This window comes from Streptomyces sp. NPDC006487, assembly GCF_042870555.1.
Classification (GTDB): domain Bacteria; phylum Actinomycetota; class Actinomycetes; order Streptomycetales; family Streptomycetaceae; genus Streptomyces.
Genome location: NZ_JBIAHN010000003.1, coordinates 21532 through 44388 on the forward strand (window position 1 = coordinate 21532; position 22857 = coordinate 44388).

18 protein-coding genes are annotated in these 22857 nt (G+C 70.8%); 7 read left to right on the top strand and 11 right to left on the bottom strand.

What is annotated here, in order from left to right; translation table 11 throughout:
• Nucleotides 1–16: 16 nt before the first annotated feature.
• Nucleotides 17–2491: a BTAD domain-containing putative transcriptional regulator gene (locus tag ACFYM0_RS05315; protein WP_388496779.1), complete on the bottom strand. Its 2475-nt coding sequence runs from the start codon at nt 2489–2491 to the stop codon at nt 17–19.
• Between the two features lie 680 nt (nt 2492–3171).
• Between ACFYM0_RS05315 and ACFYM0_RS05320 the strand changes: the two genes are divergently transcribed.
• The 4 genes from ACFYM0_RS05320 to ACFYM0_RS05335 all read left to right on the top strand — a co-directional run bounded on the left by ACFYM0_RS05320 (nt 3172) and on the right by ACFYM0_RS05335 (nt 7170).
• A complete protein-coding gene (locus ACFYM0_RS05320; RefSeq protein ID WP_388496781.1) occupies nt 3172–3573 on the top strand; it encodes a YybH family protein in 402 nt (133 codons plus the stop codon).
• A gap of 138 nt (nt 3574–3711) precedes the next feature.
• Nucleotides 3712–5484 carry a fatty acyl-AMP ligase gene (locus ACFYM0_RS05325; protein ID WP_388496784.1) on the top strand — a complete coding sequence of 591 codons (1773 nt, stop codon included), beginning with the start codon at nt 3712–3714 and terminating at the stop codon, nt 5482–5484.
• Nucleotides 5484–6485 carry a beta-ketoacyl-ACP synthase III gene (locus ACFYM0_RS05330; RefSeq protein WP_388496786.1) on the top strand — a complete coding sequence of 334 codons (1002 nt, stop codon included), beginning with the start codon at nt 5484–5486 and terminating at the stop codon, nt 6483–6485. Before ACFYM0_RS05325 ends, ACFYM0_RS05330 begins: the two co-directional genes overlap by 1 nt.
• A 10-nt stretch (nt 6486–6495) precedes the next feature.
• The gene (locus ACFYM0_RS05335; protein ID WP_388496789.1) at nt 6496–7170 is read left to right on the top strand and encodes a 4'-phosphopantetheinyl transferase; all 675 of its coding nucleotides are present in this window, start codon (nt 6496–6498) and stop codon (nt 7168–7170) included.
• Here the strand turns inward: ACFYM0_RS05335 and ACFYM0_RS05340 are convergent.
• From ACFYM0_RS05340 to ACFYM0_RS05360, 5 genes are read right to left on the bottom strand one after another with little or no spacing between them, the layout of a single operon-like run.
• Complete coding sequence (locus ACFYM0_RS05340; RefSeq protein ID WP_388496791.1) at nt 7144–7851, bottom strand: ABC transporter ATP-binding protein; 708 nt, start codon at nt 7849–7851, stop codon at nt 7144–7146. The two genes, ACFYM0_RS05335 and ACFYM0_RS05340, sit on opposite strands and share 27 nt — an antisense overlap.
• Nucleotides 7848–8615 (bottom strand): ABC transporter ATP-binding protein, encoded by a 768-nt coding sequence (locus ACFYM0_RS05345; protein WP_388496794.1) that lies wholly within the window; start codon nt 8613–8615, stop codon nt 7848–7850. The genes ACFYM0_RS05340 and ACFYM0_RS05345 overlap by 4 nt, the downstream gene beginning before the upstream one ends.
• Entirely contained in the window at nt 8612–9601 is a 990-nt protein-coding gene (locus tag ACFYM0_RS05350) for a branched-chain amino acid ABC transporter permease (RefSeq protein ID WP_388496796.1), read from the bottom strand. Before ACFYM0_RS05350 ends, ACFYM0_RS05345 begins: the two co-directional genes overlap by 4 nt.
• Nucleotides 9598–10476: a branched-chain amino acid ABC transporter permease gene (locus ACFYM0_RS05355; protein WP_388496798.1), complete on the bottom strand. Its 879-nt coding sequence runs from the start codon at nt 10474–10476 to the stop codon at nt 9598–9600. Before ACFYM0_RS05355 ends, ACFYM0_RS05350 begins: the two co-directional genes overlap by 4 nt.
• A 1-nt stretch (nt 10477) precedes the next feature.
• Nucleotides 10478–11659, bottom strand: a complete 1182-nt coding sequence (locus ACFYM0_RS05360) for an ABC transporter substrate-binding protein (RefSeq protein ID WP_388496801.1) — start codon at nt 11657–11659, stop codon at nt 10478–10480.
• A gap of 297 nt (nt 11660–11956) precedes the next feature.
• Between ACFYM0_RS05360 and ACFYM0_RS05365 the strand changes: the two genes are divergently transcribed.
• The 3 genes from ACFYM0_RS05365 to ACFYM0_RS05375 all read left to right on the top strand — a co-directional run bounded on the left by ACFYM0_RS05365 (nt 11957) and on the right by ACFYM0_RS05375 (nt 15734).
• Nucleotides 11957–13594, top strand: coding sequence for a carboxylesterase/lipase family protein (locus tag ACFYM0_RS05365; protein WP_388496804.1), 1638 nt, complete (start codon nt 11957–11959; stop codon nt 13592–13594).
• Between the two features lie 258 nt (nt 13595–13852).
• Complete coding sequence (locus tag ACFYM0_RS05370; protein WP_388496806.1) at nt 13853–14560, top strand: tRNA-dependent cyclodipeptide synthase; 708 nt, start codon at nt 13853–13855, stop codon at nt 14558–14560.
• Nucleotides 14550–15734, top strand: a complete 1185-nt coding sequence (locus tag ACFYM0_RS05375; RefSeq protein ID WP_388496809.1) for a cytochrome P450 — start codon at nt 14550–14552, stop codon at nt 15732–15734. Before ACFYM0_RS05370 ends, ACFYM0_RS05375 begins: the two co-directional genes overlap by 11 nt.
• Nucleotides 15735–15811: 77 nt before the next feature.
• On the opposite strand, the gene ACFYM0_RS05380 is transcribed toward ACFYM0_RS05375, so the two are convergent.
• The 5 genes from ACFYM0_RS05380 to ACFYM0_RS05400 all read right to left on the bottom strand — a co-directional run bounded on the left by ACFYM0_RS05380 (nt 15812) and on the right by ACFYM0_RS05400 (nt 22778).
• Nucleotides 15812–17575: a beta-galactosidase family protein gene (locus ACFYM0_RS05380; RefSeq protein ID WP_388496811.1), complete on the bottom strand. Its 1764-nt coding sequence runs from the start codon at nt 17573–17575 to the stop codon at nt 15812–15814.
• Nucleotides 17576–17646: 71 nt separating this feature from the next.
• Nucleotides 17647–19584 (bottom strand): glycoside hydrolase family 5 protein, encoded by a 1938-nt coding sequence (locus ACFYM0_RS05385; RefSeq protein ID WP_388497688.1) that lies wholly within the window; start codon nt 19582–19584, stop codon nt 17647–17649.
• Between the two features lie 113 nt (nt 19585–19697).
• Nucleotides 19698–20543 carry a carbohydrate ABC transporter permease gene (locus ACFYM0_RS05390; RefSeq protein ID WP_388496814.1) on the bottom strand — a complete coding sequence of 282 codons (846 nt, stop codon included), beginning with the start codon at nt 20541–20543 and terminating at the stop codon, nt 19698–19700.
• A 7-nt stretch (nt 20544–20550) separates the two neighbouring features.
• The gene (locus ACFYM0_RS05395) at nt 20551–21555 is read right to left on the bottom strand and encodes a carbohydrate ABC transporter permease (RefSeq protein WP_388496817.1); all 1005 of its coding nucleotides are present in this window, start codon (nt 21553–21555) and stop codon (nt 20551–20553) included.
• Entirely contained in the window at nt 21555–22778 is a 1224-nt protein-coding gene (locus tag ACFYM0_RS05400; protein ID WP_388496819.1) for an ABC transporter substrate-binding protein, read from the bottom strand. Before ACFYM0_RS05400 ends, ACFYM0_RS05395 begins: the two co-directional genes overlap by 1 nt.
• Nucleotides 22779–22857: the final 79 nt, after the last annotated feature.

Sequence of the window (22857 nt, forward strand, 5' to 3'; positions counted from 1 at the left end):
GGGCCTCCGGTTTCGGTCAGCCGGCCGCCCGGCACGGCTGGCCGACGCGGGCCAGTCGGGTCCCGCGGATGGAGAGCACCGAGCGCAGGTACCTGCGTCGCTCGTCCTGCCGGTCCCCGAGGCCGATCCGCAGCGCCCTGCGGAACCACTTCGCCCCGTCCTTCGCCTCTGCCTTCGGATCGTCGGGCAGCAGACAGTCGAGGAGCTCGTCCACGGCGGCGTCCGACAGCGGGTCCAGGGTGAGCGTGGTGACATGGCGCTTGCCTCCTCCCCACTCCGGGCGCAGCTGGAGCAGTTCCGGCCTGGCCATGGCCACGACGAGGAGCGGCACGTCGGAAATGTCCGCCAGCCCCGCCACGAAGTCCAGCACCGTCTCGTCGGCAAGGTGCAGATCGTCGATGAGCAGGACGAGCGGCCGGTCGAGCGCGGTGGTCTCGAGGAACCTGCGCCAGGGCTCCAAATCCTCCCCCACGCCCGGGGAGTCGGGGTCGGTGTACTGGCCGAGGCACTCCAGCAGCCGGGCCGCCCGGTCCGGGTCGTCGATCAGCCGGTGGACGGCGCGGGTGATCTTTTGCCGGCGTACCGAAGGCGGGTCGGCGGGCTCGACCTGACACAGTGCCCACACCAGTTGCCGCTGAATTTCGAAGACGCCTCCGGCGGCGGGGTCCTGGCAACGGCCCAGGCTCAGCTGGGCGACGTTCGCGCGGGCGCCGACGATGCGCCCGAACTCGGCGAGGAAGCGCGTCTTCCCGATGCCGGGGTCACCGAGGGCCGTGACCACGTGCGGTGTCACTCGGTGCCAGGCCCGCTCCAGCAGTCCGGTCAGCACCGACAGTTCGGATTCCCGCTCCACCGTGGGCAGCCTGAGGCCGCCCACGTACTCGGGTCGTATGCCCTGAACCGTCCAGTCCACAGCACCGTCCCCGTCCGGCGCCTTGCGGAAGTCGATCATGGCCTCGGTCGCCGTACGCGTGGTGTCGCAGGCGCGGATCTCACGAGCCCGCGCGCGCGAGAGCAGCGAGTCACAGGTGTTGAGCAGTTTGCCGTTGATGGACGAAGGCTGTCCGCGGTCGTCGGGCTGGTAGCGCAGTACGGCCTCGCCGGTGGTGACCGCGGCCCGCAAGGACAGGGCTTCCCGAAGGCCGGGCGGCGCCGTGGAGAGGAAGGCCGACCGCAACCCGTCCTGGGTCGCGAGTGCGGCGAGCACCGCCCGCTCCGCGTGCTCTGCCCCCTCCTCACCTGTGTCGAACACTGCCATCAGGATCGATCCGATGGCCGCGGTGACCCGGCCGCCGAAGTACTCGATGGTCTGGTGGATCCACCGCGAGGCGCGTTCCAGCAGATCGTCGACGGCCTCGACGTCGCCCTCCGCACCACTCGTGCCGAGCTCGGTACGCATCAGCAGCACGCTGACCTTCCGGCGGGTGGCCGCCGCGGCTTCCGGCCCGGGCCGGAGCTGCGGGGACCGCGCGCCGTCCCGCGCCGGGAGCGGCTCCGCCACGGCCACCGGCTCGCGGTCCGGCACGGGCACCCTGGGCGGGAACACGACGGCCGGCTCGGGCACGCCCCGCGCGGGGGCGTGGGGCCAGGAGGCGTCGCCGCCCGCCGCTGCGGCCGGTGGCGGTGAGGCGGGAAGCGGCAGGGCGGGGAGCAGCGGGGAGGGGAGCAGCGGGGAGGGGAGCGGCGGGGCCGGCGTCCGGTCGCCGTTCGAGGCCGTGACGCGTTCTCCGCGCGCCTCCCATTCCCCGGTCCCCACGGGCGCGTTCAGCCGCTGGTCATGGTTCAGGATGCCCCACTGGAGTGCCTGGAGTTCGCGGCCGGGTTCCAGTCCGAGGTCCTCCGCCAACACCGACCGCACCCGGCTGTAGACGTTCAGCGCGTCCGCCTGGCGGCCGCTGCGGTACAGGGCGAGCATCAACTGGCCGCTCGACCGCTCCCGCAGGGCGGTGTCCTCGACCACGGACTCCAACTCGCCCAGCACCGCGTGGTGGCGGCCGAGGGCGAGCTCGGCGTCGAAGCAGTCCTCCATGGCGTTCAGCCGAGCGTTCTGCACCGCGGACAACTCGGGCCAGGCGATGCCCGATTCGACCAGGTCCGCCAGGACTGGGCCCCGCCACAGGTCCAGTGCTTCCCGTAACAGGACGGCAGCACTCTCCGGCCGGCCCGCGATGAGCGCTTCGCGCCCCCGCTCGGCCATGGCCTGGAAGCGGTACAGGTCGACGTCGTCGGGGGCGACGGTGAGTTTGTAGCCGGGAGGCTGGGTCACCAGGGGTGGCGGCCCTCCTTCGGGGCCGGACGGGGCGAGGGCTCTGCGCAGGCCCCAGACGGCGTTCTGCAAGATCTTGCGCGCCGACATCGGCGCATCGTCGACGGCCCACAGGGCCTCGAGCAGTTGGCTGGTGGACACGACCCGGTTGGCCTGCAGGAGCAGGTAGCCGAGCGTCGCCCGCTGCTTGGTGCCTCCCAGACCGAGAGGATTCCCGTCGTCCAAAGCCTCGAGAGGCCCCAGGATACGAAATTGCACAGCTCCCCCTATTCGCTGACCCAACACACCGGCCGAGCGGACCCTCCCACGCCGGCGCGTCATGGCAGCGTGAGCGTCCTCTGTCGCCGGAAACGTTCCTCGGAGTAAAGGAGGGAACGCCTCACCGTTTCGACCGCGCTTCTTCATTGAATGAGCGGAAAACGGTCCGGACACTGTGCCCGGCGGACTCTTTCGGCCACCTGTGGTAATTTTCAGCCGATTCCGGCCGCGCTAGAAAACGGCGCCTGCTCGGGGTGTCTACGGGGCCCAAAGAGCCGGAATGGCAGATTCCGTCTGGATGGCCCGGGGATGCGCGGTCTGCCGTCGACGTTCACCACTCGGATGGTGCACCCATCTCGCACGTTCGACACTCCCTCCCCGCTAGTCACACAAGCAACCATATGCCACTTGCCGACCTGGAGGTAAGTGCTGACTTGAAGGTAACTACTTACCACGAGGTAAGCGATACGAGGCCTCCGGCGGGCCGGCCGCGCACGCCCATCGCCGGGTAATCGGTAACTCACCAGCGCGCCTGGAATGCGAGGTTACCCTACCGTGACCATCCCGGGATCGCATTCTGCGACGCTTCCCGAAGCCGCAGTTTCTGCCAACCGGCACATCGCGGAGAGATGGGGAGCAGATTTTCCATGAGCAATCTCATCAATTTCGATATCTCCGAGGATCCGGACAAGCTTAACGAGCTGTTCGTCCGCATCTTCAACTCCGGTGACGGAGCGCTTTACGACTCCATGTACACCGAAGACGCGATCTCCAACATCTCCGGTGCTCCTTTGTCGGGAACGGCGCGCACCGCGTTCTTCAAGGAGTTCCTGGCCTCCGGCCCGAAGATCGACTCCAAGGTGCTGCAGACGTACACGACCGGTGACACTTCGCTGCTGATCGTGGACTACTCGCTCGACATCCCCACCCCCGACGGGCAGTCCGTGCACATGCACGGCACGTGCACCGACGTGCTGATCCGCAACGAAGCCGGCGAGTGGCGCCTGGCCGTCGACCGCCCGGTCCCCGAGGAGCAGCACGCCGCTTAGGGCCTGCCGCCGACCGACCGCCTCTGCGCTCGGGTCGGTCTACCCGCGCGCAGAGGCGCTTTCTTCTCCCGGGACCTGCGGTGATGCCCAAGGCCGCCCCGCGGAGGGTGAACCACCGGCCGACAAGGAGATCTGACCGTGAGCAGCACCACTGGACCACGTCTCGACGGGGACGTCCGCACCCTTCCCGATGCCCTGCGGCTACGGAGCCGGAAGCAGCCCGACGAAACCGCGTACGTCTTCCTGCGCGACGGCGAGGAACCGCACGAGACGCTCACCTATCGCGAACTGCACGAGGACGCCGGCCTGCGGGCGGCGGCCTTCGCGGCCCTGGGGCTCTGCGGCCGCAGCGCCGTACTGCTGTACCCCTCGGGCCTGGAGTTCGTACGCACGCTCCTCGGGTGCATGTACGGGCGCGTGGCGGGTGCCCCCGTGCAGGTGCCACGGCGCGGCGAAGAGGTCCAGCGGCTGCGGCGCATCGCGGACGACGCGGGCACCTCGACCGTGCTGACCACCACCGAGGTCATCCGCGACCTCCAGGAGCGTTTCGGCGGGTCGCCCGCCCTGGCCGGGCTCACACTGCTGGCCACCGACACCCTCGCGTGCGATCCGGCCGCGGCCACACCGGTGCCCCCGGGCCCCGAGGACATGGCGCTGCTGCAGTACACGTCCGGCTCCACCGGGGACCCGAAGGGAGTCGTGGTCAGCCACGCCAACTTCCTGGCGAACGTGGTCGAGACGGACGAGCTGTGGCCGTGCGAGCCCGACGGCACGGTCGTGAACTGGCTGCCGCTCTTCCACGACATGGGCATGCTCTTCGGGGTCGTCCTTCCCCTGTGGGCGGGCATCCCCTCCTACCTGATGAGCCCGGACGCGTTCATCCGCCGCCCGGCCCGCTGGCTGGAGGCCATCGCCCGGTTCGGCGGAACGCACGCCGCCGCACCCAGCTTCGCCTACGAGCTGTGCGCGCGGGCCGCCGCGGCGGGAAGGACGGATGCCGTGGGCGACCTGTCCCGCTGGCGGGTGGCCGCCAACGGCGCCGAGCCCGTGCGCTGGGACACGGTCAGGGCCTTCACCGCCGCGTTCGCGCCGTACGGATTCGACCCGCGCGCCATGTGCCCCGGATACGGCCTGGCGGAGAACACCCTCAAGGCCACCGGCAGCCGTCAGGACCGGGAGCCTTCCGTCCTGTGGCTGTCCGCCGAAACCCTGCGCGACGGCGCCGCGGAACCGGTCGACGAGCAGGCCGACGGAGCCGTGCCCCTGGTCGGCAGCGGGGGCACGGTCGGACGTACCCGGGTCCGGATCGTGGACCCGGTGACCCTGCGGGGCCTTCCCGAGGGCCGGGTCGGCGAGATCTGGATCTCCGGACCCTGCGTCGCGGGCGGCTACCTGGGACGCCCCGAGGCGAGCGCGGAGACCTTCCGGGCACGTGCCACGGACGACGGAGAGCCGGGCGGCGCCCATCTGCGCACCGGCGACCTCGGCTTCCTGCACCAGGGCGAGCTCTACGTCACCGGACGGCTGAAGGACGTCATCATCCGCAAGGGCCGCAACCACTACCCGCAGGACATAGAGCTGGCCGCCGAACGCGCCGTGCCGGGGCTGCACCCGAACTGCGCGGCCGCCTTCTCCTGGGACGACGGCCGGCGCGAGCGGCTCGTCGTGGTCGTCGAGACCGACGGCCGGCTCCTCAAATCCCCCGGCGCCGAGACGCTCTCCCGCCGCGTTCTCGACGCCGTGCGGGAGGCACATCGGATCACCCCGGACGACGTCCTCGTCGTCCGGCGCGGGACGCTGCCGAAGACCTCCAGCGGCAAGGTGCAGCGCCGGGCGTGCAAGAAGCGCTACGAGAACGGCGAACTGAGCACCGTGGCCGCGGCGACGGCCTCCCCGTCGGGGGAGGCGTGATGGCCCGGCTCCGCACGCCCGAGCGCAGCCCGGGGTCCCGCATCCTCGGCGTCGGCGTGTACCGGCCGACACGGGTCGTGGACAACGACGAGATCTGTGCCGGCATCGATTCCAGCGACGCATGGATCCGCCGCCGGTCCGGCATCGTCACCCGACGCTTCGCCGGCCCCGACGAGACGGTCATCACCATGGCGGCCGAGGCCGCCCGCAAAGCGATGGCCCAGTCGGGCACCCACCCGGACGACGTCGGCATGGTGCTGCTGGCCACCATGTCGTTCCTGGAGCAGGCCCCGGCCGCGGCGCCCCGCGTCGCCCACCTGCTGGGCGCCCGCGCCGCCGGCAGCCTTGACATCGGCGCCGCCTGTTCGGGCTTCTGCTACGCCCTGGGCCTGGCCGACTCGCTGGTCCGCTCCGGCGACGCCCGCGCCGTCGTCGTGGTCGGCTCGGAGAAGATGAGCGACATCGTCGATCCGCGAGACCGCGGCACCGCCTTCCTGTTCGGCGACGGCGCGGGGGCGGTCGTGGTGGGCCCCTCCGACACACCCGGCATCGGCCCGGTGGTGTGGGGCGCCGACGGCGAACGCCATCACATGATCGCCCATGACCGCACGTGGCTGGACGCCCGGAACCCGCACGCCACCCCCTGGCCGACGCTGCGGATGACAGGTCCGGAGGTGTTCCGCTGGGCGACCCGCGTCGTGCCGGAGATCTCCCGGCAGGCACTGGCGAAGGCGGGCGTGGAGGTCGCCGATCTCGCCGCTTTCGTTCCCCACCAGGCCAACGCCCGGATCGTCGACGCCGCCGCGAGAACACTTGGCCTCGCCCCGCACACCGCCGTGGCGAAGGACGTCGTCACGGCCGGCAACACCTCCGCCGCTTCGATTCCCCTGGCCATCGACGAGCTGCTGTCCCAGGGCAGGGTGTCCAGTGGTGGGCTGGCCCTGCTCGTCGGCTTCGGCGCGGGACTGGCGCACGCCGCCCAGGTGGTGACGCTGCCGTGAAGCGGCCCGGATGCTGAGTCGGCTGCTGCCCGGAGGGGTCGCCGTCGTCGAATGCCGCTCCGACCCTCCGCAGGCGGAGCTGTACCCGCAGGAGGCAGCTCTCGTCCGCAACGCGGTGGAGAAGAGACGCAAGGAGTTCACGACGGTGCGGCACTGCGCCCGGAGGGCGCTGAGCCGGCTGGGCCTGCCGCACGCACCCGTCCTGCCCGACCGGCACGGTGCACCGTGCTGGCCCCCGATGCTGGTCGGCAGCCTCACCCACTGCGACGGCTATCGCGCCGCCGCACTCGCCCACGCGACGGAGCTGAGGATGCTCGGAATCGACGCCGAGCCGCACGTGCCGCTCCCCGACGGCGTGCTGGACGCCATCGCCCGGCCGGCGGAGCGCAGTTGGATACGCTCCGCCCCGCCGGGGACGCACTGGGACCGACTCCTGTTCAGCGCGAAGGAGTCCGTGTACAAGGCGTGGTACCCGTACACCGGGCAGCGACTGGAATTCACGGAAGCGGAAGTCCGGTTCCATCCTTCCGGCGTCTTCACGGCCCGGCTGATGCCGCGCCGCTCGGCCCCGGCCCCCGACCGGGGGCAGGCGCCGGATCTGTCGGGCCGCTGGCTGGTCGGGGACGGGCTGGCCTTCACCGCGATCGCGGTGGCGGGCTCAGTCGACGCCCAGCAGGCGCCGTAGGTCTTCGGGACGGGACGCGAAATCCGCGCCGGCGGCCTGGTGGACGATGACTCCCTTCTGCATGACCGCCACGCTCCCGGCGACGGAGAGGGCGAGTCCCAGGTTCTGCTCGACGAGGACGACCGACATGCCCTGCGCGCCCACCTCACGGATCACCTCGCCCACTTGGGCGACGATCACCGGAGCGAGGCCGTCGGACGGCTCGTCGAGGAGCAGCAGGCGCGGATTGCCCAGCAGGGCCCTGGCGATCGCGAGCATCTGCTGCTCTCCGCCGGAGAGCTGGTCACCGCGGTGGCCGAGCCGCTCCCCCAGCCGCGGCAGCAGGTCCAGGACGCGGGTCCTGGTCCAGGGGCCGCGCGCCGGGCGCCGGGTGGCGATCGTCAGGTGCTCGTCCACGGTCAGCGGGGCGAAGACCCTGCGCCCCTGGGGAACGACGCCGACCCCCGCCCGCGCGATCACGTCGACACGGGCGCCGGCGAGCTCGCGGCCGTCGAGGGCGACGCTGCCTTCGTAGGGGCGGACGAGTCCCATGACCGTCGATATGAGGGTGGTCTTCCCGACTCCGTTCCGCCCGAGGAGGGCAACGGTCCCGCCCGCCTCGAGGTCCAGGTCCACACCGCCGAGGACGACGCCCCCGGCATAGCCGGAGTGCAGCCCGCGAATGCTCAGGAACGGGTTCACGAGGTGACCTCCATGGTGCCCAGGTAGGCGGTCTGGACTTCGGTGGAGGCGCGCACCTCGTCCGGGGAGCCCGTCTTGAGGTGTCTGCCGAGGTGCATGACCGTCACCGTGTCGGCGAGTTCGAAGACCATGTCGAGGTCGTGCTCGATGAGGAGTACGGTCACCTCCCCCGGCAGGGCGGCGATCAATTCGGTGAGCCGCGCCGTCTCCGCCGGCGACATGCCGGCGGCCGGTTCGTCCAGGAGGAGGAGCCGGGGTTCGGTCCCCAGCGCCACCGCGACCTCCAGCTGTCGCCGCTCGCCGTGCGAGAGTTCGGCGGCCGGGAGGTCGTGCCGGGTGGGCAGGCCCACCCGGTCGAGGAGTTCGTGCGCCCGCGCGATCGCCGCGGCCCTCGAACCGGTGCGGCGCACCACGGCGAGCAGCACGTTCTCCAGAACGGTTTCGCGCAGGAAGAGGCTGGAGTGCTGGAAGGTCGCCGCGACGCCGAGCCCGACCCGGCGGTGTACGGGCAGCCGGGTCACGTCCTGTCCGTCGACGAGGATGGTCCCGGCGGTGGTCGGCAAGGTGCCCGAGATCAGGCCGAACAGGGTGGACTTGCCCGCGCCGTTCGGTCCGATGACGGCGTGCCGGGCGCCGGGCCGGACCGTCAGGTCCACCTCGTCCAGCGCTCGGAAGGATCCGAAGTGCCGCGATACCCCGCGCAGTTCCAGTAGACCGTGGGCCTGCTCCTGGTCCTGGTCCTGGTCTTGGTCTTGGTCTGTCACGCCGTCCTCTTTCGGATGAGCCTGTGCGGGATCCGTACGCCGGCCAGTCCTCGGGGCAGCGCGTAGACGGCGGTGACGAAGAGCAGTCCGAGCAGCAGCGGCCCGCGTCCGGCGACGGCTTCGAGGTTTCCGAGGTAGTCGCGGGTGAGCCAGACGAGCGCGGCTCCGGCGCAGGCTCCCGGCATCGAGCCGGAGCCTCCGATGACGACGGCCAGCAGGGCCAGTGCGGCGATCTCGAAGCCGGCGTCGCCGGGCGAGACGAACCGCTGTACCGACACCCACAGGGCCCCGGCGGCGCCGGCCAGCGCCGCGGCGCCGCAGTAGACGGTCAGGGCGTAGCGCTGGGTGGGGTAGCCGATCGCCCGCATGCGGGGCTCGTTGTCGCGGATGCCGCGCAGGGCGAGCGCGAACGCGGTCGAGCCGAAGCGGGAGACCGCCGCGAAGAGAAGCAGGAACACGGCCAGGACGTAGAAGTAGACCAGCCCGTCGAGCTCCAGGGCGGGCATGCCGGGCAGGGGTACGACGGGCGGGATGCCCGACATCCCGTCGGTGCCGTTCGTCAGCGACTTCCAGTTGACGGCGGCGCTGTAGACGATTTCACCGATGGCCAGGGTGAGCATCAGGAAGACCACGCCCCGGGCCCTCACGGCCAGCCATCCCGTGGGCACCGCCACCAGCGCGGAGACACTCGCGGCGACGAGGAGTTGGAGCGCTCCGACGTCGGTGATCCGGGTCGCCGTGACGGCCGCCGCATAGGCGCCGACACCGAAGTAGGCGGACTGGCCGAGGGTCGGCAGCCCGGTCAGACCGGTGAGCAGGTTCACGCTGAGCACGAGGAGGGCGAACACCAGGATCCGCGACAGCGTGCCGATCGCGTACGGACCGAGCACGAAGGGGGCCAGGGCGAGGGCGCCGGCCACGGCGGCTGCCGACAGCCGGCGCCGGGTCGTGGTGCCCGCGGTGGCCGCGGTTGCGGACGGGCTCATGCGCGCACCGCCGACGCGACCAGGCCGTGCGGGCGGACCACGAGGACGAGCAGCATGGTGCCGAAGAGGAGGAAGGGTGCGTACTCCGGGAGCAGCGCCACCCCGAGGGTCTGCACCTGGCCGATCAGGAGTGCTCCGGCGAGTGCGCCGCGCACCGATCCGAGTCCCCCCACGACCACGACGACGAGCGAGAGGACGAGGACGGTCTCGTCGACGCCCGGCCCGGGGCCGAGGATCGGCGCTCCGAGGACTCCGCCGACGGCCGCCAGGGCGGCGCCGGACGCGAAGACCCCGTAGAGCACCTTGCGGATGTCGACACCGAGCGCGCGGACCATGTCCCGGTCGGCGACGGTGGCCCGTACGAGGGCTCCCAGCGAGCTGCGCTCGAAGACGAGGTACACGAGGAGCGCGAGGCCGGCCGCGACGGCGATGAACACCAGCCGGTAGACGGGATAGGCGTGGCCGAGGAGGCCGACCGTCCCGCGCAGGGCCTCGGGCGGGTCCGTGGGCAGTACGTCCGAGCCGAAGGCCGCGGAGAGGAGGTCGGCCACGATGAAGGTGATGCCGAGCGTCAGCACGGCTTGGTCCAGGTGCCCGCGGCGGGCCAGGGGCTGGGTGAGGAAGGTCAGCGCGGCCCCGCCCACGGTGCCCACCAGGGCGCCGGCCAGAAGTGCGAGGAGGAGACCCGTCAGGGTCCCGTCGGACAGGGAGTAGGCGACGTAGGCCCCGGCCAGGTAGAGCGTGCCGTGCGCGAGGTTGAGCACGTCCATCATGCCGAAGACCAGGGAGAGTCCGACCGCGATCGTGAACAGCAGCAGACCGAAGGCGACCCCGTCGATGACGCTGACGAAGTTGCCGTCCAACCATCCGGACATGTCAGCCGCCCAGTCTTCCGAGCTCGGAACTGACGGTGTTGGCCCCCTGCTTGACCTCGCGCAGGTACCAGGGCTGGACGGGCGTCCCGCCGCTGTTGAACCGCCAGGTTCCGCGCGGGCTGTCGATGTCCCCCACCTGGGCAATGGCCGCGTTGACCGATTCGGAGGTCACCGTGGAACCGTTGGAACCGGCCGCCTTGATCGCCTTGTCGAGGACCTGCGCCGCGTCCCAGGACGCCATCGCGTACGTGGTCGGGGACGTGCCGTGGGCGGCCGTGTACGCCGGCGCGAACTGCTTGTTGGCGGCATTGTCCAGGTCGGCGCTGTAGTTGAGCGCCGTGAGGATGCCGTTGGCCGCGTCTCCCTGCCCCTTGAGGACGCCGCCTTCGGTGAGGAAGCCGGGTGCGTAGAGCGGGATCTTGCCGGCCAGTCCGAAGTCCCGGTACTGCTTGACGAAGTCGACGGCGGCACCGCCGGCGTAGAAACAGAAGACGGCCTTCGCGCCGGACTTCTCGATCTGCGCGAGGTACGGCTGGAAGTTCTTGGTCCCCGGGAACGGCGTGTAGACCTCCTCCCCCGCCGGCTTGCCGCCCGCCGGGAGGAAGGTGGACTTGAAGCCCTCCACCTCGTCCTTGCCCGCCTGGTATCCCGCGGCGATCAGGAAGACGGGACCGCCGGCCCGCTCGGCCACGTGCTTGCCGAGCGCCTTGCCCGGTTCGTCGTTGACGTACGAGGTGCGCCAGATGTACTTGGTCCCGGTCAGTGTCGTGGGTGAGGCGTTCGAGCCGACGAGCGGGACCTTGCCGGTCTCGAACAGGTCCTTGACCCCGTTGATGGTGGCCGAGCTCACCACCCCGCTCACGGCGAGCACCCGGTCCTGCTTGACCAGCTTCTCCGCCGCCGCCTTGCCCGAGTCCGCCGTCTCCCCCTCGTCCGCGACGACGATCTCCACCTCACGGCCGCCGAGCCTGCCGCCGTGCTGCGCGACGTAGAGCTCGAAGCCCTGCTTCATGTCGTCGCCCAGCGACTTGTAGGTCCCCGACTGCGGGACGAGGAGCCCGATCTTCAGGGGGCCGCTCCGCTCGTCCTCACCGGTCCCGAGGCTCGCACCACCACATGCCGTGGCCAGCAAGAGCGCCGTCGATGCGGCGACCAGACCAACGGGACGAAACCGACCTGCCATGGGAACTCCGTACGTAGTCAACCGGCCCTGGAGGGCGGGATGTTGCTGATGTGGGCCGCCTTGGGGAGTCCCAGGCGCGAAGGGTCCGGCTCTCAGGGGTGACCTGACCGCCGACCGAAGTGACACGTGTCTATCGCGCTTTTGCGACGGCCGTCAATACTTCGCAAGATATGCGCCCGCACCCGCCCCGCACCCCTTGACCCGCACCCCGGACATGGAGCAATACTGACCCCCGTCAAATTCTCGCTATACATCTTTCCGGCGACGGGCCCACGATCAGTCAGGGAGTGAAGCACCATGACCGACGATCCATCACGGCGCAAAGTCCTCAAGAACAGCGGAGTGTTGGCAGGCGGCGCACTGCTCTTCGGGGTGTCGGGCGGGGGCACGGCGCAGGCCGCCCCGCACACGGCCGAATCCTCACCCGTCGTGGAACTGCCCTCGGGCCGACTGCGCGGAAGCACGGAAGGGGGTCTCGCCGTGTTCAAGGGCGTGCCCTACGCGGCGCCGCCGGTCGGCGCCCTCCGATGGCGGCCGGCCCAGCCCCACCCCGGCTGGCAGGGCACGCGCGACGCGACCGCCTTCGGACCGAGCGCCCCGCAGCCCTACCGGGAGGGAGGCGACCAGGTGCTCGGCACCCACGGCTCGCCCCCCTTCGACGAGGACTGCCTCACCCTCAACGTCTGGACCCCCGGAACCGACGACGCCAAGCGGCCGGTCATGGTGTGGATCCACGGCGGCGGCTTCATCTCCGGATCCGGCTCGATGCCGGGTTACTCCGGCGAGACCTTCTCGCGCGACGGCGACCTCGTCGTCGTGACCATCAACTACCGACTCGGGCCCCTGGGTTACCTCTACTTCGGTGAGGACGGCGCCGGGGGGAACTTCTGGCTCACCGACCAACTCGCCGCACTGCGCTGGGTGCGGGACAACATCGCCGCGTTCGGCGGCGATCCCGACGACATCACCCTCGCCGGCCAGTCCGGCGGCGCGCTGTCGGTCGCGGCGCTGGCCGGTGCCCGCGCCGGCCAGCGACCGGGGCGCCCGCTGTTCCGGCGGGCCATCCTGCAGAGCCCGCCGCTCGGGCTGAAGATCCCCACACGCGCCGAATCCCTCGATCGCACCGCCGCCTTCCTGGACATCCTGGGGGCAAAGAACGTGACGGAACTGCGGGCCGTGCCCTGGCCGCGGCTGATCGCCGCCACCTTCGAGATGTTCGGGCGCACCGGACGGTGGGGTTACTGGTCGACCCCGTTCCTGCCGGTGCTCGACGGGGTCACGCTGGACCGCGACCCCTCCGACCTGCTGCTCGGCGGCGCCGGGGCGGACATCGACGTCCTGATCGGCTGGACCAGGGAGGAGGCCAACTTCGCCTTCGCGCTGAGCGAGCCGTACGCCGCCGCGACCAGGGAGCAGGTGGTCGCCAGGGCGCGGGACACCTTCGGGAACCGGGCGGAGCAGGCGTACACCGCGTACGCGCAGGCCCGGCCGGGCGCCCGCCCCGTGGACGTACTGATGGACCTGATCACCGACGAGCTGTTCCGCATGCCCGCCGTGGCTTTGGCCGAACGGCGGGCGGCCCGTGGGCGCCCGGTCTGGGCGTACCAGTTCAACCTGCCGACGCCCGCGCACGGCGGTCGACTCGCGGCCGCGCACTGCCTGGAGCTGCCGTTCGTGTTCGACAACTTCGACAAGTGGGCGCAGGCGCCGTTCCTGGCGGGGCTGAACCCCCGGGTCCGTGACGGTCTCGCCTCGACGATGCACACGGCCTGGATCTCCTTCATCCGCACCGGCGACCCCCATCACGACCCCGCGCCGCAGTGGGGTCGTTACCACCAGGACACCCGGACGACGATGGCCTTCGACTCGGTCACCACCGCAGTCGATGACCTCGCGGGCTACTGGCGGCGCTTGCACCATCCGGCAGGGCGCTGACCGCCGGTCCCCGGGGGTCAGCGGCGTGCGGCCGGTGACCCCCCGCACGCGGCGCGGGACCGGGGCGGCGAGCATCCCGTCGAGCCTCCGGCCGGGGACCAGGCTCGTAGCCCCGGGCAACGGTGGTGTCCACCAGGTGAGTTACCCGTCGGAATCCTTAGGTCCGCACACATGATTCCGGTAGCTTTCCGTCACGTCGCCGCCACACCCGGGGCACAGGGCCCCACGGGACTTGCGGCGCGAAGGACCCGACTCCTGTTGACGACATTGACCGAAGTCTTCACAGTCCGGCCGTACACCCCGCACTGCCAGGTGATTCACACCGAAGGCGATCACGCCGTGATCGGCATCTCGCCCGGAAACAGCTACTTCTCCGCCCAGCGCGTCATCGACCTCGCCCAGTGGGGCATGCGCAACTTCGCGCAGGTCGACCTGATCTACACCGACCTGCACGTGGCCGAGATGTACGAGGCCCTCGGCTACGACGCCGACGAAGCCCGGCGCAAGGCGGTGAAGAACCTGCGGGGCGTCCGCGCCAAAGTCAACAACGCCGCGGCCGAGGCCGACCCCACCGGCGTCCGTCTACGCGCACGCCCCATGTCGGCCCTCACCGACATCCCCGCCTACCGCAGGCTCCACAGCCACCTGTACAAGCTGCTCGACACCGACCCGGAATTCCGCAGCACCTGCAATTCCCTGGTCGACGCGTTCCTCTCCTCCAAGGTGCTGGGCGGCAAGACCGCCACCACCCGGCAGCGCGAGGTCTGCCTGGAGTACGTCTGTGCCGAGGCGCCGCTCTTCCTGGACACCCCCGCCATCCTCGGGGTGCCGTCCTCCCTCAACTGCTACCACCAGCTCCTGCCGATGGCGGAACTGCTCTACTCACGCGGCTCCGGCCTGCGCGCCTCGCGCAACCAGGGACACGCCGTCATCACCCCCGCCGAAGGAGCACCCGATGTCCACTGAGACCCTTCTCGACTTCCCGTTCTCCGCGCGCGGCGACCAGCTCCCCCACGAGGTGGAGGAGCTGCGTGACCAGCCGGTCAAGCGGGTCCGCACGATCGCCGGTGACGAAGCCTGGCTCGTCTCCTCCTACGAGCTGTGCAAGCAGGTCCTCGAAGATCCAAGGTTCAGCCTGAAGGACACCTCCGCTCCCGGAGTGCCCCGCCAGTACGCGCTGACGATCCCGCCCGAGGTCGTCAACAACATGGGCAACATCACCGGGGCCGGCCTGCGCAAGGCCGTCCTCAAGGCGATCAACCCCAAGACCGACGGCCTCACGGACTGGATGCGCGCCGAGGCCTCCACCCTCGTCGACGGCCTCCTCACCCACGGGGCTCCGGTCGACCTGCGCGGCCAGTTCACCAACCCGTACGCCGAGAACCTGCACTGCCGCATCCTCGGCATCCCGCAGGCCGACGCCCCGCGCCTGGCGTCCAGTCTCGACATCGCGTTCATGAACTCGGCCTGTCCCGTCACCGGTGCCAAGCTCAACTGGGACCGCGACATCGCGTATATGGTCGAGCGCCTCGACGACCCGGCCACCACCGGGCTCGTCTCCGAGCTGGCGGCCCTGCGCCCGGACCCCCAGTACGCCCACCTCACCGACGAGATGCTCGCCACGGTGGGGGTCACCCTGTTCGGCGCCGGCGTCATCTCCACCATGGGCTTCCTGACGATGGCGGTCTTCTCCCTCCTCCAGAACCCCGACGTGTGGGAGCAGTTGCGGAAGTCGCCGGAGAAGATCCCCGGCGCGGTGGACGAACTCCTGCGGGTCAACCTCTCGATCGGCGACGGCCTGCCCAGGCTCGCCCTCGAGGACCTCACCCTCGGGGACGTCGAGGTGAAGAAGGGGGAGCTCCTCCTCGTCCTGGTCGAGGCCGCCAACACCGACCCGGCCGTGTTCAGCGACCCCCATGTCGTGGACATCGACCGGGAGAACGCGGCCACCCACCTCTCCTTCGGCGGCGGACAGCACTACTGCCCCGCCACCGCGCTGGGCAAGCGGCACACCGAGATCGCCATCGAGGTGCTCCTGGAGAAGATGCCCCGTCTCCAGCTCGCCGTGCCGGTCGACCAGCTCGTCTGGCGCACCCGGTTCATGAAGCGCCTGCCGGAGCGGCTCCCCGTCCTCTGGTAGCCGGGCAGGGGGCCGGGGGCCCGCCCGGACCTCGCGGGCGGGCCCCCGGCCCGGCACACGTCGGGGCGGCCGGCGCGTCAGTCCTCGGTTCCACCCAGGTCGGGACGGTCGCGCAGCTCCACCGTGCGGGTGGCCGAGGCGTGCAGTTCGAGGACGGTGAACTCGTTGCGCCCCGCCCGCAGCACCGGAGCGGGGACGTACAAGGTGGCCTGGGGGCCACGGGACCAGTACCGGCCCAGGGCGAAGCCGTTGATCCAGACGCTGCCCTTGGTCCAGCCGGGCAGGGCGAGGAAGCCGTCGGCCGGCTCCTCCACGTGCGCGTACCCACGGTGGAAGGCGGGGCCCACCGGCGGCGCCGCCGGGTCGAAGGCCCGGAAGGGCACGTCGGCGAGGCCGGGGGGATCGTCCAGGGGCAGGGCCCGGCTCGTCCACCGCTCCGGGGCCCGGCCGTTGACGAGGACCCGGCCGAGGAGTCCCTTGCGGTCGTGGATGCCCGGCCCGTAGTTGACCCGCCCCTGGTTCTCCACGAGCAGGGACAGCCTGGCTCCGGGGCGGGGGACGGTGAAGGCGAGGGCGCGCTCGTGACTCTCGCGTGCGAGCACCCCGACGGGCTGCCCGTCCACGAAGACCTGCGCGCGGTCGCGCACGTCCTCGACGTACAGGACGGCCGGACCGCCGGCCGCCAGCAGGGTCTCGTACAGGACGAAGCCGAAGCCCTCGCCGAGTTGTTCCATCGTGAGCGGCCGGTCCCCCTTCACGGGCCGGCCGAGCAGGTCGGCGTGATCCAACAGCGCAGCGGAGTGGGTGAGTTCGACCCGTCCGCAGGCGACCTTCGGGCCGGGGGCGGGCACCGGACCGTCGGGGACGGGGCCGTACTTCGCGAGGACCTCGCGGAAGGCGGTGTACTTGGCCGTGGGATCGCCGGCCTCGTCCAGGAGGGCGTCGTAGTCGTACGAGGTGATCGTGGGGCGGTACGTCCCCTTGTCGTTCGCGCCGTTGGTGAAGCCGAAGTTCGTTCCGCCGTGGAACATGTAGATGTTCACGGAAGCACCGGCGGCGAGCAGCCGGTCGAGGTCGCTCGCGGCGTCCTCGGCGTCGCGCACCGCATGGGGTCCGCCCCAGCGATCGAACCAGCCCACCCAGAACTCCGAGCACATCAGCGGCCCTTCGGGCTGATGCCGCCGAAGCTGCGCGAGCCCGGACTCGACCTTGCTGCCGAAGTTGACGGTGCTCAGCACTCCTTGCGTGCTACCGCGCGCCAGGTCCGCGGGCTGGTCGCAGGTGAACAGGGGGACGTCCACGCCGTGCCGGTGCAGCAGCCCGGCCAGATCGGCGAGGTAACCGGGGTCCTGCCCGTAGGCCCCGTACTCGTTCTCGAGCTGGACCGCGATCACCGGGCCGCCCCCACTGCCCAGACGGGACAGCAGGGGCGGCAGCAGCGCGCCGAGGTACTCGTCCACGGCCCGCAGGAAGCGCGGGTCGCTGCTGCGCAGTGCGATGCCCTCCTCGGCGAGAAGCCACGAGGGCAGGCCGCCCCCCTCCCATTCCGCGCAGATGTACGGGCCCGGGCGGAGCAGGACGTACAGGCCTTCCGCGGCTGCGAGGTCCAGGAACCGGGGCAGGTCGAGGCCCCCGTCGAGCCGGAACTCCCCGCGCCTCGGGGCGTGGAGGTTCCACGGGACGTAGGTCTCGACCGTATTGAGGCCCAGTCGACGTGCCTTGTGGAGCCGGTCCGCCCATTGCTCCGGATGGACGCGGAAGTAGTGCAGGGCACCGGAGACGATGCGAAACGGCCGGTCGTCGAGACGGAAGCCGTCTGCGGCGATCTCCAGTCGGGGCATGCCGTGAGCTCCTAGGGACGGGAAGGGGAAGAGGGAAGGGGAAGCGGGCGCCGGTCAGTTCGGTGGGCCGGTCACTTCAGCGGGCGGCAGAGCAGCGCGTCGGGGACACCTCCGTGGTTCCACTTCCAGGTGTAGGCGACGCCCGCGAGGTACTCGGTGTCGGAGCACTGGCCCTTGTAGTGGCCGGGCGCCCAGTCGCTGGCGTTCGAGCCCCCGGTGGCGGGGCGGTTGTCCCCGCGGTCGAACCAGAGCGTGCGCCCGGAGGTGGGCAGGGAGGCCGCGGCGGGGGCACACAGCAGCGCGGACATCGCGTTGCCGCGGACGCTGTAGCCGACGGCGAAGGTCTGCGCGGGGCACTGGAGCTTGTTGTATCCGCCGGCCCAGTCGGTCCCGGTGACGTACCGCTCGTCCGTGACCGCGGTCCAGGATCCGGCGCCCTTCGGCGGACCGCCCGCGTCGGTGCACAGTCCCCGGCCGCTGCTGCGGGCGAGGCCGGTCAGCCGCTCGGAGTCGGGGCAGTTGCCCTTGCGGTTGCCCGGGGACCAGTCGGCCTTGGCGAGCATGGTGGCGGAGACGACGTAGTCGGCGTGGTCGAGGTCGAGCATGTTCCAGTGACTGACCGGGGCCACCTGACCGGTGCGGCCGGGGGTGGAGACCAGCCGGTTCCAGTCGTCGGCGCGCCAGTCCCCGCCGTCTTGGACGCTCTGGCGGACACCGGTGGTCCCGTACGACAGCAGCGCCCAGGTGTCCATCGGAGCGCCCGCGGCATTGGTCCAGCCGACGAGCGGCCAGATCGCGAAATCGGTGTCGTTGGCCACCAGGATGTCGGTGAAGCGGTGGAGCCAGGCCCGCTCCTTGGCGTTCTCGGGGCCGCGGCCCCCGGCACCGAATTCGCTGATCCACACCGGGGCGGTGAAGTGCTGCCCCTCACGGGTGACGAACAGCGCCTGGTCGTTCACCACTTGGGCGAGCTGCTCCGGGGTGAAGTCCTCGTAGCGCGGATCGTTCGTGGAGCCGGGGCCGCTGCCGGCACCGGTGTTGGCCGGGCCGGTGTAGGCGTAGAAGTGGGCGGCGTAGACGAGCTTGCCGGATTCGATCAGCGTGTGGGAGAGGTTGGCCACCGGCGTCAGCATGGGCCGCCCGTGCGGAAGTCCGGCGAGCGGGATCCCGTACCAGTTGATGCCCTCCATGACGACCAGCATGTCGGGGGCGGCCCGCAGAATCCGGTTTCCGGCCTCCTCGAAGGCGGCGTAGGCGTCGTGGCCGTCGTACCAGCCCCAGTTGGGGTCGTCCCAGGTGTCGCGGCGCACCTCGTTGCGCAGGTCGGCGCCCACCACCCGCTTGTCCGTCTTGTAGCGGTTCACCATGAACACCCAGTCGTCCAACCACTGCTGGGTGCTCTGGCTGCTGTTCCAGCGCTCGTTTCCGTCCAGGCCGCAGCAGAAGCGGGCGGTGGTGGTGTGGTTGTTGAGGATGACCGCGAACCCGTCGGCGGTGAGGGCCGCGATGACGGTGTCGAGTACCTGCAGCGGGGTCTTGCCCTTCAGCTGCGGGTTGGCGGCGACCGCGGCGTCCGGGACCGGTGTGGTGTCGTGGACGAGGGCGTTGGAGAACGGCAGCCGGATGCTGTTGAGGCCCAGTTCGTGGAAGTCGGCCAGGATGGCGGTCATGGGCGTCCGGTCCAGGCCGAGCGGCATGTTGTTTGCCGCTATGCCGTGCATGTGGCTGGCGGGATCGTTGATGTCCCCGCTGCCGGTCCATGTCCCCTGCGCGCCGGCCCAGTTGCCCGCCTTGAGCTTGAATCGGTTCCCCGCGGCGTCGACGATCCAGCGGCCCCGTGTGCTGAGCGGTGCGGTCCAGGAGGAGGCCAGTTGGGGCCCGGTCAGGACGGTGGGCGCGGCCGGGGCACCGGCCGCGTCGGGGGCGGCGGCCGTCGCGCCGGCCGCCGTGGTGGTGCCGAGGAGCAGCGCGGACAGCACGGCGAGTGCCGAGACCGCGCGTCGGAGCATTGGTGTGCCTGTCACGTTGGATCCTTCGGAGAGGGAGGATGTGCCGTGCCGTGCCGTGCCGTGTCGTGCCGTGCCGTGGTGGTCGGTGACGTGCTGTTGCGTGCTCTGCGCGTTCAGCCCTTGAGGCCGCTGGTGGCGATGCCCGCGACGATGTAGCGCTGGGCGACCAGGAACATGACGACCAGGGGGACGATCGTCACGACGGCTCCGGCGAACAGGCCGGGCAGGTTGATGGTCTGCGAGGTGAGGAACGTCGACAGGGCGATCTGGGCCGTCCAGGCCGACGGGTCCTGCCCGATGACCAGGGGCCACAGGAATGAGTTCCAGCTGTCGATGAACGCCAGCGCGCCGAGCGAGGCGAGCATCGCGCCCGAGTTGGGCAGGGCGATCCGGCGGTAGAGGCCGAACCAGCCGAGCCCGTCCAGCCGTCCGGCTTCTTCGATCTCGGCCGGGAACTGGAGGTAGAAGTTGCGGAACAGCAGGACGGCGAAGGGGTTGAACAGGCCGGGCGCGATGATGCCCCACAGCGTGTTCACTCCGCCCAGGGAACCGACCACGACGAAGGTCGGCACGAAGGTCACCGAGCCGGGAATCATCAGTGTGGCGACCACCAGGGCCAGGAGGACGCCGCGCCCCGGGACCGGGATCCGGGCGAAGGCGTAGCCTGCGGCGGAGGCCAGGAGCGTGGAGACGGGGGCCGTGATGAGGGCGATCACGGTGGAGTTCCCCAGCGCCCGGCCCATGGACAGGGTCGGGTCGTCGAAGAGTGCGGTGAAGTTCTCGAAGTGCATCGTCGACGGCCACCAGGTCCAGTGCGGCGACGTGATGCCCCGGGCGTCCATCAGGGAGCCCCGCAGCATCAGGTAGAAGGGCGTCAGAAAGGCCGTCGTCAGGAGGCCCACCAGGAGTCCGCGCGCGCAGAGGCGCAGCGCTCCGGACAGTCTCGCGGCGATCGTCACGGGTGGCTCACTCCTCGCTCCTGCCGAATCCGGTGAAGCGCCCCTGGATCAGGGTCACCCCGACGATGAGCGCGGTGAGCACGAAGGCCCCGGCCGATCCGAGTCCGTAGTCCTGGCTGCCCATCGCGGTGTTGTACAGGTAGCCCAGCGGCGTCTGAACGGGGGCGGAACCGGTGCCGGAGAGCCCGCTGTTGAAGAGGTTGTAGAACTCGTCGAAGGCCTGGAAGGCGGCGATGAAGAGCAGCATCAGCACGGCGACGGACGTGTTGCGCAGCATCGGCAGCGTGATCCCGCGCAGGAGCCGCAGGCCGGTCGCACCGTCGAGGGCGGCGGCCTCGTAGAGCTCCTTGGGGATGCCCTGGAGTCCGGCCAGGAAGAGCACCATGTAGAAGCCGACCTGGAGCCAGAGCCGGAGGGTGACCAGCACGATCCAGTACAGCGGTGGTGAGGTGGTCTGCAGCCAGGGGACGGGGTCCATGCCGAACCAGCCGCCGAGGGTGTTGGCGATGCCGGCCGGAAGCCCGTTGAACAGGCACATCTTCCACAGGAGCGAGGCGGCGACGTAGGACACGGCCGCCGGGATGAGGAAGACGGTGCGCAGCACCGCCCGCCCGCGCCGGATCCGGTGCACGAGCAGGGCGAGCCCGAGGGAGGCGGCGAAGGTGACCGGCACGATGAAGGCGGTGAACAGCAGGATCTGCGTCAGGGAGTCGCGGAACGCCGCGTCGGAGAGCAGGGCCCGGTAGTTGCCCAGCCCCACCCACCGGCTGGGAGCGATGGTGCCGCGCGCGTCGCTGAGGCTGAGCAGGAAGCTCCAGCCGATGGCGACGTACTTGAACACGCCGAGGCCGATCAGCATCGGAGCCGTGAGCAGCGCGAAGGCGAGCAGGCCGGAGCGGCCCGCACGGGGGCGGCCGGCTCGGGGGCGGCCGGCGCGGGCCGCCCCCGCCGCAAGCCGACCGGGCGGTCCCGGCCGCCCGGACCGCCGGGTGGTTCCCGGTGCGGAGAGCATCAGCCGCGCTGCTTGTCGATGGCGCCCTGGGCCTGCCCCACCGCGTCCGCCAGAACCTCCGCGGGGTTGCCCTGCCCGGCGGCTATCTTGGCGGCGGCCGCGCTGAAGGCGCTGCTCACCGCGGTGTCCCAGGTGCCCGGGTTGGACTTGCCGTATTTGGCGGCCAGTTCCACGGCCTCCTTGGCGGCTCCGCCGGTGAGCTTCGCGGCGCCCGCCGCCACGGACTTGCGGGGCGGCACGTGGAACCCGTAGCTCTCGGCCCAGTCCTTCTGCAGGTCCGCCTGCCGGATCCAGAGCCACTGGACGAACTTCTTCGCGGCGTCCACGTTCCGGCCCTTGGCGTTGACGCAGCTGGTCCAGCCCCCGACGCGCACGACGGGGGTGCCCCCTGCCTTAAAGGCGGGCCACGGCAGGACGCCGAAGTCCTCGCCGAGCGCGGTCTTGACGGCGGGCATCGCCCACAGGCCGCACCACTGCATCGGGACGAGGTTCTGGGTGAAGGCGGACGGGTCCCACCAGTCGGTGGTGAATCCGAGGAGCAGGGACTTGTCCTCGTGCAGGCGCTTCAGGCCGGTCAGGGCCTCCAGTGCCTGCGGGGAGCCGAAGGCGACCTTGCCGTCGGTCACCAGGTCGCCACCGTTCGAGCGGACGGCGAGGATCGGGCTGTCGCCCAGACCGTCGTTGCCGAGGAACAGGCCCTTGCCCGACTTGGTGGTGAGGGCCTTGGCCGCCGCGGCCAGCTCGTCGAAGGTGGTGGGCGGGGTGATTCCGGCCTGGGACAGCACGCTCTTGCGGAAGTACAGCATCATGACGTCGTCGATCATCTTGACGCCGTAGAGCTTGCCGTCGACGCCCACACCGCCGATGGCGTTGTCGTTGAAGTCCGCCTTTTCGCTGCCGTAGATCTCGTCGAGGGCGGCGATCTGGCCCCGGCGGGCCAGGCTCTCGCTGAAGTCGCCGATCTCGAAGACGTCCGGGGCCGCGTCGGTGAGCAGGGTCGCGTTGAGCTTGCCGGAGTAGTCGCCCGGGACCCAGGTGACCTTGACCGCGATGTCCGGGTGGGCCTTGGTGAAGGCGGTCGCGTAGCGCAGTGCGGCCTGCTGCGTGCCGGCCTCGCCGTAGGCGTGGAACCAGACGTTCAGGGTGGTCTTGGCCTGCGAGGAGGCATCCGCGTTCGGGTCGGTGGAGCAGGCGGTGCTCACCACCGCTCCGGCGACGATCATCAGTGATCCGCCGAGAAAACGTCGTCGGCTAAGCTCGGTTCTGTGCGCGCTCATGTCGCATCCTTCTGTGAGGGTAGGC

Bases quoted from the DNA above. Each gene is read 5' to 3' on its own strand.
- ACFYM0_RS05335 (WP_388496789.1), top strand. From the start codon at position 6,496: ATGCTGAGTCGGCTGCTGCCCGGAGGGGTCGCCGTCGTCGAATGCCGC.
- ACFYM0_RS05380 (WP_388496811.1), bottom strand. From the start codon at position 17,575: ATGCCCCGACTGGAGATCGCCGCAGACGGCTTCCGTCTCGACGACCGG.
- ACFYM0_RS05330 (WP_388496786.1), top strand. From the start codon at position 5,484: ATGGCCCGGCTCCGCACGCCCGAGCGCAGCCCGGGGTCCCGCATCCTC.
- ACFYM0_RS05385 (WP_388497688.1), bottom strand. From the start codon at position 19,584: ATGCTCCGACGCGCGGTCTCGGCACTCGCCGTGCTGTCCGCGCTGCTC.
- ACFYM0_RS05350 (WP_388496796.1), bottom strand. From the start codon at position 9,601: ATGAGCCCGTCCGCAACCGCGGCCACCGCGGGCACCACGACCCGGCGC.
- ACFYM0_RS05375 (WP_388496809.1), top strand. From the start codon at position 14,550: ATGTCCACTGAGACCCTTCTCGACTTCCCGTTCTCCGCGCGCGGCGAC.
- ACFYM0_RS05360 (WP_388496801.1), bottom strand. From the start codon at position 11,659: ATGGCAGGTCGGTTTCGTCCCGTTGGTCTGGTCGCCGCATCGACGGCG.
- ACFYM0_RS05365 (WP_388496804.1), top strand. From the start codon at position 11,957: ATGACCGACGATCCATCACGGCGCAAAGTCCTCAAGAACAGCGGAGTG.
- ACFYM0_RS05400 (WP_388496819.1), bottom strand. From the start codon at position 22,778: ATGATCGTCGCCGGAGCGGTGGTGAGCACCGCCTGCTCCACCGACCCG.
- ACFYM0_RS05320 (WP_388496781.1), top strand. From the start codon at position 3,172: ATGAGCAATCTCATCAATTTCGATATCTCCGAGGATCCGGACAAGCTT.
- ACFYM0_RS05355 (WP_388496798.1), bottom strand. From the start codon at position 10,476: ATGTCCGGATGGTTGGACGGCAACTTCGTCAGCGTCATCGACGGGGTC.
- ACFYM0_RS05395 (WP_388496817.1), bottom strand. From the start codon at position 21,555: ATGCTCTCCGCACCGGGAACCACCCGGCGGTCCGGGCGGCCGGGACCG.